Here is a 14701-nt window from a genome sequence, read left to right on the forward strand (position 1 = left end):
TGCCGATAGCCTGACGTATTTGTTATCCAAGATCACGATCACTCTCGGCGACTGATGATGACACCGCGATGCAGTGCATCCCCATCAGCAGATCTTCGCAAAATCAATGCAAGCCTCCGGATAGGCATGCATCCAGCTTCCCGTTGTCAACCGATGCGCCACGCCACCCAGTTCTAACATAGCCTCGCCCACATAGCCCCTAGCTTGCTTTCATGACCACACTGATGTCGTATCTCGACGCCGCAACCGAAATGTCGCCGCACCTCTCAGCTTGAACGTGCACCTATCTCTCGTAACCGTGCCACGAGTTCATCCAGTCGCAAATCGTGGCCGGCACCAGGCGATACACGCGCGGCGAGACTGCTCTCCGGCGTGCGGCCCTGTCCTGCCGAGCCCGAAGCCTCTGCCGCCGCGCGATAGGCATCACGGAACGGCACACCAGCGGCAGCCTGCTCGATCGCCACGTCGGTGGCGTACATCGCCGGCTCGATCGCTGCGCGCATGGCATCCTCGTTCCACTGCATGCGTGCCAGCAAATCAGGCACCAGCTCCAGCGCACCCAGGCCATGGCGGCAACCATGGAACAGCGAGCCCTTGGAGAATTGCAGATCGCGCTGGTAACCGGACGGCAGCGACAGCAGCTGTTCGATCTCGGTGCGCGCGGCGGCGACACTGGCATAGCTGGCGCGCAGAAGTTCCACCACGTCGGGATTGCGCTTGTTGGGCATGATCGAGCTGCCGGTGGTGTATTCGGGCGGCAGCTTCACGAAGTTGAATTCGGCGGTGGTGAACAGCGACAGATCCCACGCCAGCCGGCGCAGGTCGAGCAGTGCGCTGGCGATCGCCTCCAGCACCGCCATCTCGAACTTGCCGCGTGAGAGCTGCGCGTAGATCGGCGAAACCTGCATGCGCGCGAAGCCGAGCGCGTGCGTGGTGTGTTCGCGGTCCAGCTTGAGATTCACGCCATAGCCAGCAGCGGTGCCGAGCGGATTCGCATCGATCCATGCCGACGTCTGTTGCGCGCGCTGCGCGTTGTCGATGAAGCCTTCCGCAAAACCGGCAAACCACATCGCGGTGGACGACACCACCGCGCGCTGCAGATGCGTGTAACCCGGCAACGGCAATGCGGGCTGCGCCGCACGGTCGAGGCAGACCTGCGCGATCGCGCGGCAATGCACCTGCAGCGTGGCGAGCTGATCCTTCAGCCACAGCCGGGTGGCCACCAGGATCTGGTCGTTGCGGCTGCGTCCGGTATGCACGCGGCGGCCCGCATCACCGAGTCGTTCGGTCAACCGCGCCTCGATCGCCGAATGGCCGTCCTCGTAGCGTTCGTCCAATACGAATGTGCCGGCGCTGAAATCCGCCGCCAGCACGTCCAGCTCACGCTTCAACGCCGCAGCTTCATCGGTACTGACCACGCCGATATTCGCCAACCCTTCCACATGCGCCTTGCTGGCGGTGATGTCATGCAGGAAGAACTCACGATCCAGCAGCACGTCGTCGCCGGCAAGAAACTTCATGATCCTGGCGTCGATCTGCACGCCGGATTTTTGCCATAGGGGCTGAGTCATGTTCTTGTCCTGAAGTGGATTCCGGCTTGAGCAGCCCTTCGGCTGTTGAAAAACGCGTCGCCGAAATGACGAGCAAAGGCCCGCACAGGCCATGCCGCATGGATGTGCTAAAGCGGAATGGCCGTGTATTCATCGACACCGATCGCACGGTTGATGTTCTGCATGGCCTGGGTGGCTGCACCCTTCAGCAGGTTGTCCAGCGTCGCCACGATCACCACGCGCTTGCCATCGGCCGACAGGGAAAAACCGCCGATTTCGGCATGATGGCGATGGGCGATGCGGCTGACCCACGGCGCTTCGTCGGTCACGGCCACCAATTTTTCGTGGTCATAGGCTGCATGGAAACGTGCAAATACGTCCTCGCGCTTCAACGGCCGGGTCAGATAGAGATTGGTGGTGACCGTGAGTCCGCGGAAATGCGGTGCCACGTGCGGCATGAACTCCACTGGCACGCCGAGCCGGAACGACGCCTCCTTTTCGTGCATGTGCCCAGTGAGTGCGTACGGCATCAGGTTGTCGCGCAGCTTGTCCGGATCGTTCTTGTCCGACGGTGTGGTGCCGGCACCGGAATAGCCGGACACGCCGAAGCATACCGGTGGTGCGGCGAGCAGATCCTTCAGCGGCGCTATCGACAGCTGCATCGCGGTGGCATAGCAGCCGGGATTGCTGATGCGTCGCTCGCCACGCCACTTGTCGCGAGTCAGCTCGGGCAAGCCGTAGTACCAGCGCGGATCAAAGCGATAGTCAGCCGACAAGTCGATGATCAGCGGATCAGCACCTGCTGCATCGAACGCCGACACGCAAACTTCGGCTTTGCCGTTGGGCAGCGCCAGAATCACCACGTCGGCGCCCAGCTTCGGCAGATCCTCGTGCGCCGGCGCGCTGTACCACAGCTCGCCGCGGTACTCGGATACGTGCGCGTCGACGCGTTGGCCGTCCAGCTCGCGCGAGGAGACGAAGGCCAGTTCCAGCGCCGGATGCGCTGCGATCAAGCGGATCAGCTCCGCACCGGTATGCCCTCGTGCGCCGACGATACCGATGCGCTTCCTGTTCGTGCTCATGCTTCAGTCCGTCAAGGTCGGTTGCCGCTGTGCGCAATGCGTCACGCAGCGGGCGATGGTGTCGAAGTCATGGATGCCATACCAGAACACCTTCCAGTACGGCTGCTTGAGGCAACCATCGGACTCGGCATAATAAAAAGGATTCACCGGGTTGCCGTGGCGCGAGCGCCAGAACAGCTGCGGGTTCTCCTCGCGCATCACCTGCCACACCGCGCGCCCCAGGCCCTCGCCCTGCGCATCGTCGAGCACGGCGAACTTGTCCAGATACGGTAGACCCCCCTCCTCGGTGAGGATCATCGCGGTGCGATAGTTCTCACTCACGTAGATGCGCAGTGGCTGGGTGCGTTCGAAATAGTCCGGCACCAGCGTGCGGCCGAAACTCGACTCGATCAGCGTACGCATCCGCTCAAGGTCGATACCTTCCCACGAGTCGAACGTCAGCACCTTCTCGCCGCGCCGCACCAGCGTTCCCGAACCCTTGTGGGTGAACAGCTCCTTGGCCAGTTCCGCCGGCCGGGTGATTGACACCGACGAGGTCAACGGCAAGTCGGCCAGCAGGTCGGCGATCTGCTCCAGCTTCAGGCGCATGCCGCCATTGATCCACAGCTGCGCCATCAGGTGCTCGTACTCGGTGGACAGGTTGATCGAGTCGATCAGCTTGCCCTGCTCGTCGAGCAGACCACCGGTGCCGGTGAGGAACACGATCTTGTACGGCTGCAGCACGCGCACCAGTTCGTTGGCGGCGAAGTCGGCGTTGATGTTGAGGATCTGCCCTTCATCGGTCTCGCCGAGGCTGGCGATCACCGGGATCGAGCCGGCCCGCAGGCTGGCCTCGATCGGCGCCAGGTTGATACTGTCGACCTTGCCGACCATGCCGTAGGTGTCGGGGTCGAGATAGCTGGCCATGAACACGCCGGTCGCCACCGAGGTGGCGCGCGTATCCATCGACTGCAGTGCCTCGACCAGCTTCAGGTTCTGCTGCTGGAACACGCGCCGCACAATGCCGAGCGCCTTCGGCGAAGTGACGCGCAGGCCACCCACCGTGTGTTTCTCGATGCCGGCGGCTGACAGTTCCTCATCCAGCTGCGGACCGGCGCCGTGCAGCACGATCGGGGTGAGTCCGACCTGCTGCAGGAAGGTCAGCGACGAGGCGAGATCGGCCAGCTCGTCGCGCAGCACGGCGCCGCCCACCTTCACCACGGCGAAGCGCTTGGCGCCGACTTCGGAGAAGCGCTTGAGGTACTGCTGGATTTCCTTCGCGCTGCCCATGCTTGAGAGCAGGCGCACGATGGTCTTGCGGGTGTGCTTATGCGTTTCCACTGTCAACGATCCGGTAAATGTCTTCTGCGTACTGCTGCAATTGACTGAGCGCGACCCACTCGTCGGCGCTGTGCGCCTGGGCGATGTCGCCCGGGCCGTAGACGAAGGCGGTATAGCCCGCGGCCGAGAACAGCGCGGCCTCGGTCCAGAAATCCACCGCGTTGCCGATCGGCAGCTCCAGTTCATCGGCGATGTCGCGGGCAGCAAGGCGGCGCTCCTCGGCCCGTGCGGTATCGCCAGCTGGCAGCGAGGCACCGCGGAAGGTCTCGATGAACTCCACCGGCGCAGGCTCCAGCAACGTGGAGAAACGTTGCAGCAACTGGTCCGGATCCATCGTCGGCAGCGGGCGGAAACCGAAACGCACCTCCGCCGTGGGCGCGATCATGTTCGCCTTGATGCCGCCTTCGATGCGACCGATATTGAAGCGCAACCCGGTGAGTCCACCGAAGCGCTCATGCGATTGCGCGGCGACGAAATCCAGCGCCGCGTCACCCCAGCGCACCGTCTGGTGCAAGGCGCTATCGCTGGGCTTCTGTTCGCCCGAAGCGTGGCCGGCGTGACCGGCGAAACGCATCAGCACCGACTGGATGCCACGATGTGCCAGCACTGCCTCGGCCCCGGTCGGCTCGGCCACGACCACCGCTTCGTAACGGTGCGACTCGCTGAGGAAGCCGGCGATGCAACGTGGATCGTTCGCCTCCTCATCGGTGGACAGCAGCAACGCCAGCGGACCGTCGGTGGCATTCGCCACTGCCAGCAACGCTGCCGCGGCACCCTTGATGTCGCAGGCACCGAGGCCGATCGCACGATCCGCGGTGACCCGCAGTTCGTGCGGGTTCGCACTCCAGTGCGGCGAATCCGGCACCGTATCCATATGCACGTTGAACAGGTATTTCGGCTGGCCACGTACAGCATGCAGGGTCACTGCGCCGGCGCCGTAATCGGTCACCTTGACGTCGAAATCGGATAACTGCGCGCGCAGATAATCGAAGATGCCGTCGGTGCCGATCGCACGCGGCGGGTTGCGCGTGTCGAAACCGACGAGTGCCTTCAGGTGTTCCAGTGTGGCTTGGAGTAGCGGGTTCATGGCCTGCCTGGTGCTCTTGTGTAGACGTCCGGATCGAGTTTTTCCATCAAGGTCTGCGGCCGCGCGGGCGCAGCGAAACCGAAGCCGGCATATAGTCCGTGCGCGTCGCTGGTGGCCAGACTGAAGCGGCGCAGCCCCTGCAGCTGCGGATGCGCCATGACAGCCGCCGTCAGTGTCCTGGCATGGCCTTGTCCGCGGTGTTCCGGCAGAACGAACACATCCGCCAGATAACCGAAGGTGGCGCCATCGGTGACCACCCGCGCGAACGCCACCTGGCGCCCGTCGATGTAGCCACCGAAGCACAGCGATCCGGCGATTGCCCGTTCCACGGTCGCGCGCGGGATGCCGCGGCTCCAGTAGGCCTCGGTGGAAAGGAAACGATGGATCAGCTCGATGTCGAGCTGATCCTTGTCCGTGCTTATCTGCAAAGCGCCCATGCGGCCTCAGCCCTTGTTCGCCGGCCGATTGACCTCAGCCCACAGCGTGCTGCTCATGCCGAACAGCTTGATGAAGCCCTCGGCTTCCTCCACGCCCCAGTCGGCCGACTGCGCGTAAGTGGCACCCTTGGCATTGAGGATGTGCTTCGACTCGACCGCAACGGGGTTGACGATGCCGCCGCTGGTTTCCAGCGTGACTTCGCCGTTGACGGTGGACTGGCTGGAGGCAAGGAAGGCTTCCAGGTCGGTCTTCAGCGGGTCGTGGAAGAAGCCCTCGTAGACCAGCTCCACCCACTTGCGTGCCACCTCGGGCTTGAAGCGGTTTTGCTGCTTGGACAGCACGGCTTCTTCCAGCGCGCGATGCGCGGCAAGCAGCACGGTCAGACCCGGTGCCTCGAAGATGATGCGACCCTTCAGGCCGATCGTGGTGTCGCCGGTGTAGATGCCGCGACCGACGCCGTACTGGGCGAACAGGCCATTCAATTTGGCCAACATCGTGTGGCCGGCGATCTTCTCGCCATCCAGTGTCACCGCCTCGCCTTTCACGAAGCCGATCTTCACGCGCAGCGGTTTGGACGGCCATTCGGCGCGCGGCTTGCACCAGCCTGCCGCGCCCTCGCCTGGCGCCTGCCAGCGATCGATCTCGCCGCCGGACATGGTCAGGCCAAGCAGGTTCTCGTTGATCGTGTAGGCCTGTTGCTTGGCGCGCACGCCGAAGCCACGCTGCTCCAGATAGGCCTGCTCATAGGCGCGCGTCTGCGTGTGTTCCTTCTGGATCTCGCGGATCGGCGCCACGATCTCGTAATCGCCCAGCGCCTTCACCGTGAGATCGAAGCGCACCTGGTCGTTGCCCATGCCGGTGCAACCGTGCGCGATCGCCTTGGTCCCCAATTCGGCGGCACGCTTCAACGCGGCCTTGACGATCAGGTAACGATCGGAGACCAGCAGCGGGTACTGACCCTGATAGCCCTCGCCCGCCTGCACAAAGGGTTTCACGAAGCCTTCCCAGATCGCCGGGCCGCCATCGACGGTGACGTGCGATGTGACACCCAGCTCGGCCGCGCGCTGTTCGATAAACGCGCGCTCCTCCGCATCGACACCGCCGGTGTCGGCAAACACGGTATGCACGGCCCAACCGCGCTCCTGCAGGTAAGGCACGCAGAAGCTGGTGTCGAGGCCACCGGAAAACGCGAGAACGATGTCTTTGCTCATGGCTTGCAGATCCTGAAAATGTAGCGGTCAGACGGATTCAACGACGATGCGCGGTACGCAGCGCACCGGAAAATTCACGGAATTGGCGATGAAGCAGGCGTGGTGGGCCGCCTCATGTGCAGCCGCAGCCTTGACCGGATCGCTGCCGGCACTGATGGTCACCGTGGGATGCAACACGACCTCGACGAAGCGACCACCATCGCCTTCGGTCGCCATCGTGCCTTCGGCGGCGTCGGTATAAGCAGTCACGACCACGCCCGCCATCGTGGCCATATGCAGGTACGACAGCATATGGCAGGTGGACAACGCGGTTACCAGCATGTCTTCCGGGTTGTGCCTGGCGGCGTCACCGCGGAACGTGGGATCGGACGAACCGGCCAGAGTCTGCTTGCCCGCGATGCGGATCGCGTGGTCACGGCTGTAATTGCGATAGCCATCCGTGCCGCTGCCGAGGTTGCCGGTCCACTCCACGTCCACGCGATAGTGGTGCTGATGTCCGCTGCTCACTATTTAGATTCCTCTTGTTGAGCCATCAGGTCGGCCAGTTCGGCATCGCCATCGCCATCGCGCTGCCGCAAACCGTGAATCACACCGAGGCGATTGGCTTCGGGGTGGTTCTGGCTCAGCTTGAACTTGCCTTCGATGCGATCAATCGCGATCTCCAGGCCGACGATGCCATGCAACGATTTCTCGATGTGGTCCTCTGGTGCATCCGAGACCTTCCATGGCGCCGGCAATCCCGACTCATGCCGGTCGGTCAACGTCTCCAGCAGCTTGCGCAGCCAGACCGCATCCTCGACCACACGCAACCTGCCATGCACATGCACCACCGCGTAGTTCCATGTCGGCACTTCACGGCCGGTCTCGTGCTTGCTCGGATACCAGTTCGGACTGATATAGCCGTCCGGTCCGCGAAAGATCAGCAGCACCTCGGCGCCGTCCGCCTGCCGCAACTCGTTGCCGCGCGCGACATGCCCGTGCAGCAGGTTGTTGCCAACCAGCTCGAATGGCAGATGATTGGCCACCAGCCCGATATCGGTATGGAGAACCACCGTGGCGAACGGAAAATCATGGATCAGCCCGTGCAGGGCTTGGATCCGCGTTTCGTTGAAGTAACTGGGTGTGTACATGGAGCTTCCCTAAAGATCTCAGCGACCAGCCATCAACGACACCATCACCGCCTTCTGCACGTGCAGGCGGTTCTCGGCTTCGTCGATCGCGATGCAGGCAGGCGAGTCCATCACTGCATCGGTGGCCTTGATGTTCCGGCGCAACGGCAGGCAGTGGCTGAACAGGCCGTGGTTGGTCAAGGCCATCTTCGCCTCGTCGACGATGAAGTGCTTGTGCGCTTCGCGGATCGGCTTTTCCTGCTCCCAGCGACCGAAGAACGGCAGCGCGCCCCAGCTCTTGGCGTAAACAACATCGGCGCCGGCATAGGCCTCTTCGATGTTGTGGCTGACCTTGAAGGAGCCCCCGTTCTCCTTTGCGTTCTGCTCGCCGAACGCCATGTAGCGCTCGTCCAGAACATAGTCAGGCGTCGGGCATAGCAGGGTCACGTCCATGCCCATCTTGGTCGCGATCAACAGCGCCGAATTCGCCACCGCAGTGTTCAGCGGTTTCGGGTGATAGGTCCAGGTGAGCACGTACTTCTTGTTCTGCAGGTTGCCCAGGTGTTCCTTCATCGCCAGCGCATGCGCCAGCTCCTGGCAGGGATGGGTAATCGTCTCCATGTTGATCACCGGCACGGTGGCGTACTGCGCAAAGGCCTTGATCACCTTGTCCTCGCGGTCCACCGCCCAGTCCTGGAATTTCGGAAACGCACGCACGGCGATCAGGTCGACATAACGCGACAGCACGCGCGCCACTTCGGCGATGTGCTCCTCGGTGTCGCCATCCATCACGCTGCCCACCTCGAACTCGATCGGCCATGCGTCCTTGCCCGGTGACAGCACGATGGCATGCGCCCCCAGATGGAACGCGCCCAGCTCGAAACTGGTGCGGGTGCGCATCGACGGATTGAAGAACAGCAGCGCAACGGACTTGCCGGCCAGCTGCTGGCCACGCGGCGAGCGCTTGAATGCAGCCGCCTGCTCCAGCAGCGCATCGATCTCGGCGCGGCTGTAATCCTGGGTGGTGATGAAGTGGCGAATGGTCATCGATCTTTTCCCTGCAGCTCCCGCCGCATGAAGTCAAAATCCAAAAACAAAAAACCCGGCACAGGGCCGGGTTTTGTCGTCGATACACATGAAACGCGCGCGACAGCCTACCCGGCCGAATGTCGATACAACGGTCGGCGCGCACGCGATGTCATGCCGGCAGCCGCGCGGGCGCTGGTAAGTACGGTGGCGGTATAGACGGCTGCGGACATGCAGGGTTCCAGATGGTTGGCGTACATGATGGCGACAATTTCGCTGCCATGCAACAAAAAAATCAACGACCCAAACGATATCGCCGCCCGAAGGCGGCGATATGGTCGGCTGTTGAAGTTGGACTCAGTCCGCTGGCTCGACACTTACGCGCACGCGCAGGCGTTCACCTGGATCGTAGTTCAGTCGTGACATGTACACCTCGCCGCGATAACGGTACTCCACGTCGTAGCCGATGATCCGGCGCTGCTCCGCGACTGTATTGACCTGGTTACAAGTAGTCTGGGTGGTCTGGTAGTCACCGCCCTTGTTCGACACGCTGTTGCCCACGGCGCCACCGACCACGGCGCCACCCACGGTCGCAGCCGTACGGCCATCGCCCTTGCCGATGGTATGTCCCAGTACACCACCGATCACGGCGCCCAGTACGGTACCGGCGGCACTGTTGCCGGGATCTCGCTGCACTACCTGCTGGTCGTAGCACTGCTGCTGCGGCACATTCGTGCGTGTCACGCCCTGCACCGGATCCGCACGCAGCACATCTGCCCAGCCATAATGGGCATTGTCGTCACCACCATTCGGTGGAGTGCGCGCATCCTGCGCATAGGCACTGGAAGCCACCAGGGCGAGTACCAGTGCGGAGAGCCATAACTTGGTCATTGCGACCTCCCAATCAAAAGCAACAAGCGTGCATGTGCACGTAACTGGTTGCATTCCAGCAAATTCACGCTGAATACAGGCTTAGAATTAACCTTTCGCAACCATCCCGCTTACACCTTGTTAAGATCTTGGGTCGATCGTGCCATGCTCGGCGCGGCCCACGCTGCGGATTTCTCCCTACATGCCGATTTCGCTCTACAACAGCCTGACCCGTCGCACCGAGACCTTCGAGCCGCTCGATCCGCAACGCGTGACGATGTATCTGTGTGGTCCCACCGTCTACAACTACGTGCATATCGGCAACGCACGCGGCCCGGTGGTGTTCGACGTGCTGGCCCGGCTGCTGCGCCGGCATTACCCGCACGTGGTCTATGCACGCAACATCACCGACGTGGACGACAAGATCAACACGGCTGCCCAGGCACAAGGGGTCGAGATCGGCACGATCACCGGCAAGTTTGCCCAGGCTTACCGTGAGGACATGGCTGGCCTCGGCATTGCGCCGCCGGATATCGAACCCCACGCCACGGCGCATATCGCCCAGATCATCACGATGATCGAGGACCTGATCGCCAGCGGCCATGCCTATGCGGCAGAAGGCCATGTGCTCTTTGACGTCGGCTCCTATCCAGCCTACGGCGCGCTCTCCGGCCGTGATACCGAGGAGCTGATCGCTGGCGCCCGCGTCGAGGTGGCCCCGTACAAGAAGAATCCCGTTGACTTCGTGCTGTGGAAGCCCTCCACCCCGGAATTGCCTGGCTGGGACAGTCCATGGGGCATCGGCCGTCCCGGCTGGCATATCGAATGCTCGGCCATGAGCGCGGCACATCTGGGCGAAACCATCGACATCCATGCCGGCGGCGTCGACCTGCTGTTTCCGCATCACGAGAACGAGGTCGCCCAGTCCACCTGCGCTCACGGCGGCAAGGTGTTCGCGCGCTGGTGGATGCACAACGGCATGCTCACCTTCGACGGTCGCAAGATGTCCAAGTCGCTGGGCAATGTGTTGCTGGTGCATGAATTGCTGAAGCTGCACCCGCCGGAGGCACTGCGCCTGCTGCTGCTGCGCGGCCATTACCGTCAGCCACTGGACTGGTCCGACACCGCCATCGCACAGGCGATCAGTACGCTCGACGGCTGGTATCGCGTGTTGCGCGATCTGGGCGATGTCGCATTGCCGGCTGGAACACTGTCCGTGCCACCGCGGGTGGAAGCAGCGCTATGCGATGACCTCAACACGCCGCAGGCATTAGCCGAACTGGCTGTGCTCGCCGATACCGCACGCCAGACTGGAACGGCCGAGACAAAGGCTGCGTTGCTTGGTGGCGGCGCCCTGCTTGGCCTGCTGCAGCAGGATGCGGAAGCGTGGTTCAAGCGTGGCAGTGAACAGACCATTGACGCAGCACGCGTCGATACACTGCTGGAAGAGCGCCAGCATGCCCGCGTTGCCCGCGACTTCAAGCGCGCCGATGCTATCCGCGACGAACTGGCTGCGATGAACATCGTGATTGAAGACGGTGCGCAAGGGACACGCTGGAGTGTGGTCAAAAGCTAGGCAAGACCTGCTGCCGCCATTTCACGGCTTCACGCCCGCTGCGCGATAATGCCGGCATGAATGACACCATCACATCGAGCGCCGACCAGGCCCAGTCCGACATCGCCGAAGAGTTCGCCTTCTTCGGCGACTGGACCGAGCGCTACCAGTATCTGATCGACCTCGGCAAGCAATTGCCGCCGTTCCCCGAGGCATGGAAGACCGAGGAACATCGTGTGCACGGCTGCCAGTCGATGGTGTGGCTCGTGCCCAGCGGTGATGCGTCGAAGATGCATTTCGACGCGATCAGCGACTCGGCGATCGTCTCCGGCCTGATTGCGCTGGTACTGCGTGTCTATTCGGACCGTAGCGCAAAGGAAATCGTCACCACCGAGCCGCAATTCATTGCCACGATCGGGCTGGCCAAGCATCTCTCGCCGACCCGCTCCAATGGCCTCGCCGCCATGTTGGCGAAACTGAAAGGGTACGCAGCGCAGGCATTGGCCTGACCCGGCAAGATGACCTCGTCAGCAACGCCAGGACACGAAAAGCAAAACCCCGCACGAAGCGGGGTTTCGTTTTCCTGAGCGCTGCTGATACGACTCAGTCGCCCATCTGTTTCTGCAAGTGCTCGCGGCGTTCCTGCGCGTCCAGTGACAGCGTGGCGATCGGACGTGCATCGAGGCGATCCACGCCGATCTCCTCGTCGGTCTCCTCGCAGAAGCCATAGCTACCGTCCTCGATCCGTCGCAGAGCCTTGTCGATCTTGGAGATCAGCTTGCGGTAACGGTCGCGGGTGCGCAGTTCCAGTGAGTTCTCGGTCTCGCGAGTGGCACGCTCGGCTTCGTCACCGACATCACGCACTTCGTCGCGCAGGTTTTCCATGGTCTGACGTGATTCTTCCACCAGCTGATCGCGCCAGTCGCGCAGCTTGTTGCGGAAGTAGGCCAGGTGCATCGGGTTCATGTACTCCTCGTTGTTGGAGGGGTGATAACCCTTCGGCAACGTGATGGTACTGGTGGACGGCAGCGCGTAGCGCCCGTCTTCCCGGGTGATGCCGTTATCGAGATTTTTTGCAGCCAGTTTATTCATTGAGGACGACGAGTTTTTCTGATTTTTCTGGGGAGAGGCGTGACGCGTGGCAGCCGGAGCTGCGCGTGGCGTCACCATGGCGGTGGCACTCGCCACCTTGCCCTTGAACAGGGTGCTGGCGGGTGTCGGGGATACGCTTTTGACAACATGAGTCGGCGTCGGGGCCGGCTTGGCAATCGGTGGAGTCGCCTTGATTGGACTGCTGACCGGCTTGGCCGCCGCTTTCGGGGCAGGTTTCGCTGCGGGCTTGACCGGAGCAACCAGCTTCTTGACCACCGGCTTGACTGCGGGTTTTGCGGTCGTCTTGCTGACCGCACTGCCTTTGGTCTTGGTGTTCTTCACAACAACTTTCTTGGCTGCCGGCTTCTTGACGGCAACTTTCTTCACCGCCTTGACCACCTTCTTGGCTGCAGGTTTCTTGGCCGGGCCGGCCTTTTTCGGCTGCGGTTTGGCTGCAGCTTTCTTGACCACCGGCTTGGCCGCAGGTTTCTTGGCCTTGCCGGCTGGCTTGGCGACGGGGCGGATTGCCTTTGCAGGCGTCTTGCTAGTGCTCTTCACGACCGATCCCTTTGCGGCAGCTGCCTTCGACTTGCCGGCCTTGGCTGCCTTTGCCTTGGCTGGAGCTTTCTTGTGCGCCGTCGCAGCGGCTGAACTACGCGTCGTTTTCGCCATATCCCTTCACCATTTTTGGCCGTGGCGGCCGGGTGTTATAGCCCAAGTGTTCTACACCAGCAAGCCTGCTTCTGGAATACTTGTACCACTACATGCTGCAAGCCGTTCCGGCAACGTGACTGCCCTGACCCGATTGATACTGTGGTTGCTGCATTTGTACAAGCGCTGGCTCAGCCCATTGCTTGGACAACGCTGCCGATTCCACCCCAATTGCTCTGATTATGCACGCATTGCGGTTACGCGCTTCGGTCCGTGGCGCGGCAGCCTGCTGAGCGGCTGGCGGCTGCTGCGCTGCCAGCCATTGTGCACCGGTGGCGAAGACCCTGTCCCCGAACACTTTCATTATCCGCGCTGTCGTTCCCAAGGAGGTGCTCCCGATGTCCACTGACTGTCTGATCAGGAACACCTAACTCATCGACGACGCCCCAGCCCGGAACCAGCCGTTCGCGCGACAGCTACGCTGCCGACCTGGCGCTGATCGATCCAGACAAGCCACAGACCACGACACATAGCGAAGTGTTGCCCAACTGTGGTGGGTCACCATTCGAAGACGAGACTTTCTCAAGTTCGCTCATCAGCACCTTCGTCAACGGCCAGCGTGTGGGGGACGGCTCGAAGATCGACGACAACGTGCGCGACGAGCGGCTGACGTTCGCCCGACAAGCAATGCTGAATGCGTGTTTGCGCAAGACGGGATATCCGCCGCAGTATCTCCCTGATGGGAGAAAACTGGATCACGGCGTCGAGCCGTAGCCTCCATCGACACCCTTGCTCGCGTACGCCACCGCATCATGCGGGTGCAGGCTTTCCTGATGCTCGACGCGGATGTGGAAATCGCCGAGCTTTGCATCGGCATCAAGCGCCTTCTGGATACGCCGGGCGGCGTCCTCGCAGAACATCAGGTTGCCGCCGTTGGCCAGCGCGAAGGCTTGTTCGTCCTCGCGCTTCACTGCCGTCTGCACCGGTGTGCCGAGCACATGCTCGACGCGATCGACAAGGTCAATCAGGTGGAACCCCGCTCCCGCCACGGGACGAATGCGCAGCCGTGCCACACTGCGCTGCGCGTGCGGGGTGGCGACGATACCGTGTTCGCTGCCCAGCCAAGCCAGTACGGCCGCGTGATCGATCGGCTTGGCGGCATCGAAGTCGCTGGCGAACTGATCCTGGATCAGCTGGCGCGATAGCGCAGCCGAGGCTGGACAAGTGGAGGAATAAACCACTTCGGTACCGAATTCGAGCAGGAACTCGTCGTCAGTCAGACTCGCCTCAATGCACACCGGATAGGCGCGCCAGCCGCTGTTGGCACTGCGCAAGGCCGGGCGCCGCACCAGCTGCTCGAAATGGATGCTGAGGCAGGCACGGTCGGACAGATCCTTGTGCGAATCGAGGAAGCCGCGCAGCAGCGCGTGCAGCGAATCGGCCGTGAGCACCTGCGTACTCAACGCCTGCTCGACCTGAAGATACAGTCGCGACATGTGGATGCCGCGTTTGTCCGGTCGGTTCAGATTGACGAAGGCACCGACGCGCGCGCTGGCCCGCTGCACCTCGCCGTCACCCGCATCGAACAGCACCGGCACCTGGATATCGGCCATGCCGACCCAGTCCAGCGCGCCGGCAAGATGCGGCTGCGCGTGCACGGCAACGTCGGGGAGCAGACGGGCGGTATTTTCCTGGTTCGGCATCGTTGGA

The 14701-nt window shown here is 62.4% G+C and carries 15 protein-coding genes; 3 read left to right on the top strand and 12 right to left on the bottom strand.

The window, feature by feature from the left end; all coding sequences use genetic code 11:
- Positions 1-266: 266 nt before the first annotated feature.
- From argH to B0E51_RS08605, 10 genes are all read right to left on the bottom strand, one after another.
- Positions 267-1571, bottom strand: coding sequence for an argininosuccinate lyase (gene argH, locus B0E51_RS08560; protein WP_077444480.1), 1305 nt, complete (start codon positions 1569-1571; stop codon positions 267-269).
- Between the two features lie 107 nt (positions 1572-1678).
- A complete protein-coding gene (gene argC, locus B0E51_RS08565; RefSeq protein ID WP_077444481.1) occupies positions 1679-2632 on the bottom strand; it encodes an N-acetyl-gamma-glutamyl-phosphate reductase in 954 nt (317 codons plus the stop codon).
- Between the two features lie 3 nt (positions 2633-2635).
- Positions 2636-3901 carry an acetylglutamate kinase gene (locus tag B0E51_RS08570; protein WP_254424486.1) on the bottom strand — a complete coding sequence of 422 codons (1266 nt, stop codon included), beginning with the start codon at positions 3899-3901 and terminating at the stop codon, positions 2636-2638.
- 37 nt (positions 3902-3938) lie between these two features.
- Positions 3939-5039: an acetylornithine deacetylase gene (locus B0E51_RS08575; protein WP_077444483.1), complete on the bottom strand. Its 1101-nt coding sequence runs from the start codon at positions 5037-5039 to the stop codon at positions 3939-3941.
- A complete protein-coding gene (locus tag B0E51_RS08580; RefSeq protein WP_077444484.1) occupies positions 5036-5476 on the bottom strand; it encodes a GNAT family N-acetyltransferase in 441 nt (146 codons plus the stop codon). The genes B0E51_RS08575 and B0E51_RS08580 overlap by 4 nt, the downstream gene beginning before the upstream one ends.
- A gap of 6 nt (positions 5477-5482) precedes the next feature.
- Positions 5483-6688, bottom strand: a complete 1206-nt coding sequence (locus B0E51_RS08585; protein WP_077444485.1) for an argininosuccinate synthase — start codon at positions 6686-6688, stop codon at positions 5483-5485.
- Positions 6689-6715: 27 nt separating this feature from the next.
- Complete coding sequence (locus B0E51_RS08590) at positions 6716-7195, bottom strand: OsmC family protein (protein ID WP_077444486.1); 480 nt, start codon at positions 7193-7195, stop codon at positions 6716-6718.
- Positions 7195-7818, bottom strand: a complete 624-nt coding sequence (locus tag B0E51_RS08595) for an FMN-binding negative transcriptional regulator (protein WP_077444487.1) — start codon at positions 7816-7818, stop codon at positions 7195-7197. The genes B0E51_RS08590 and B0E51_RS08595 overlap by 1 nt, the downstream gene beginning before the upstream one ends.
- 18 nt (positions 7819-7836) lie before the next feature.
- A complete protein-coding gene (locus B0E51_RS08600) occupies positions 7837-8844 on the bottom strand; it encodes an N-acetylornithine carbamoyltransferase (RefSeq protein ID WP_077444488.1) in 1008 nt (335 codons plus the stop codon).
- Positions 8845-9180: 336 nt separating this feature from the next.
- The gene (locus B0E51_RS08605) at positions 9181-9714 is read right to left on the bottom strand and encodes a glycine zipper 2TM domain-containing protein (protein WP_077444489.1); all 534 of its coding nucleotides are present in this window, start codon (positions 9712-9714) and stop codon (positions 9181-9183) included.
- A 181-nt stretch (positions 9715-9895) separates the two neighbouring features.
- On the opposite strand from B0E51_RS08605, the gene cysS reads away from it, so the two are divergent.
- Positions 9896-11269: a cysteine--tRNA ligase gene (cysS, locus tag B0E51_RS08610; protein WP_077444490.1), complete on the top strand. Its 1374-nt coding sequence runs from the start codon at positions 9896-9898 to the stop codon at positions 11267-11269.
- Positions 11270-11325: 56 nt separating this feature from the next.
- Positions 11326-11757 (top strand): SufE family protein, encoded by a 432-nt coding sequence (locus tag B0E51_RS08615; protein WP_077444491.1) that lies wholly within the window; start codon positions 11326-11328, stop codon positions 11755-11757.
- Between the two features lie 94 nt (positions 11758-11851).
- On the opposite strand, the gene dksA is transcribed toward B0E51_RS08615, so the two are convergent.
- The gene (dksA, locus tag B0E51_RS19735; protein WP_343124663.1) at positions 11852-12898 is read right to left on the bottom strand and encodes an RNA polymerase-binding protein DksA; all 1047 of its coding nucleotides are present in this window, start codon (positions 12896-12898) and stop codon (positions 11852-11854) included.
- A gap of 238 nt (positions 12899-13136) precedes the next feature.
- Between dksA and yidD the strand changes: the two genes are divergently transcribed.
- Complete coding sequence (gene yidD, locus B0E51_RS08625) at positions 13137-13400, top strand: membrane protein insertion efficiency factor YidD (protein WP_077444713.1); 264 nt, start codon at positions 13137-13139, stop codon at positions 13398-13400.
- A 346-nt stretch (positions 13401-13746) separates the two neighbouring features.
- On the opposite strand, the gene folE2 is transcribed toward yidD, so the two are convergent.
- A complete protein-coding gene (gene folE2, locus B0E51_RS08635) occupies positions 13747-14694 on the bottom strand; it encodes a GTP cyclohydrolase FolE2 (RefSeq protein WP_077444493.1) in 948 nt (315 codons plus the stop codon).
- Between the last annotated feature and the right edge of the window lie 7 nt (positions 14695-14701).

Source organism: Rhodanobacter sp. C05, assembly GCF_002001165.1.
Lineage (GTDB): Bacteria > Pseudomonadota > Gammaproteobacteria > Xanthomonadales > Rhodanobacteraceae > Rhodanobacter.

What these genes read in the sequence shown, in the direction of transcription:
- B0E51_RS08595 (WP_077444487.1), bottom strand. Translation starts at nt 7,818, where the DNA reads ATGTACACACCCAGTTACTTCAACGAAACGCGGATCCAAGCCCTGCAC.
- B0E51_RS08575 (WP_077444483.1), bottom strand. Translation starts at nt 5,039, where the DNA reads ATGAACCCGCTACTCCAAGCCACACTGGAACACCTGAAGGCACTCGTC.
- B0E51_RS08585 (WP_077444485.1), bottom strand. Translation starts at nt 6,688, where the DNA reads ATGAGCAAAGACATCGTTCTCGCGTTTTCCGGTGGCCTCGACACCAGC.
- B0E51_RS08615 (WP_077444491.1), top strand. Translation starts at nt 11,326, where the DNA reads ATGAATGACACCATCACATCGAGCGCCGACCAGGCCCAGTCCGACATC.
- B0E51_RS08580 (WP_077444484.1), bottom strand. Translation starts at nt 5,476, where the DNA reads ATGGGCGCTTTGCAGATAAGCACGGACAAGGATCAGCTCGACATCGAG.
- B0E51_RS08570 (WP_254424486.1), bottom strand. Translation starts at nt 3,901, where the DNA reads ATGGGCAGCGCGAAGGAAATCCAGCAGTACCTCAAGCGCTTCTCCGAA.
- B0E51_RS08605 (WP_077444489.1), bottom strand. Translation starts at nt 9,714, where the DNA reads ATGACCAAGTTATGGCTCTCCGCACTGGTACTCGCCCTGGTGGCTTCC.
- cysS (WP_077444490.1), top strand. Translation starts at nt 9,896, where the DNA reads ATGCCGATTTCGCTCTACAACAGCCTGACCCGTCGCACCGAGACCTTC.
- B0E51_RS08600 (WP_077444488.1), bottom strand. Translation starts at nt 8,844, where the DNA reads ATGACCATTCGCCACTTCATCACCACCCAGGATTACAGCCGCGCCGAG.
- folE2 (WP_077444493.1), bottom strand. Translation starts at nt 14,694, where the DNA reads ATGCCGAACCAGGAAAATACCGCCCGTCTGCTCCCCGACGTTGCCGTG.
- argH (WP_077444480.1), bottom strand. Translation starts at nt 1,571, where the DNA reads ATGACTCAGCCCCTATGGCAAAAATCCGGCGTGCAGATCGACGCCAGG.
- argC (WP_077444481.1), bottom strand. Translation starts at nt 2,632, where the DNA reads ATGAGCACGAACAGGAAGCGCATCGGTATCGTCGGCGCACGAGGGCAT.